Source organism: Rhodobacter sp. NSM (genome assembly GCF_052244495.1).
Taxonomy (GTDB): Bacteria; Pseudomonadota; Alphaproteobacteria; order Rhodobacterales; family Rhodobacteraceae; genus Cereibacter_A.
On the sequence record NZ_JBQPXH010000079.1, the window covers coordinates 1 to 349 of the forward strand.

General features: G+C 72.5%; 1 protein-coding gene. It reads left to right on the plus strand.

Features of this window, described 5'->3' with window-relative positions:
• A partial coding sequence (locus ACTVZP_RS22365; RefSeq protein WP_443214323.1) for a terminase large subunit domain-containing protein occupies positions 1-349 on the plus strand: 349 nt, incomplete at both ends.

Consider the following 349-nt stretch of genomic DNA (forward strand, 5'->3'; position numbering starts at 1 on the left):
CCTGACCGACCTCGAGACCGGGCGCGACCGCGGGCTCTGGTTCGACTGCCGCGCCGCGAGCCGGGTGCTGAACTTCGCCGAGCTGATCCAGCACACGACCGGGCCGCTCGCCGGGCGCCCGCTCACGCTGCGGCCCTGGCAGGCCTTCCGCCACGGCTCGGTCTTCGGCTGGAAGAAGGAAGGCGGGCTCCGCCGCTTCCGCACCACCTATCATCAGGTGGCGAAGAAGAACGGCAAGACCACCGACACGGCGGTGCCTGCCCTCTTCACCGCGCTCTTCGACCGCGAGGCCGCGCCGCAGGGCTACTGCGCCGCCACCACGCGCGATCAGGCCGGGCTCCTCTTCCGG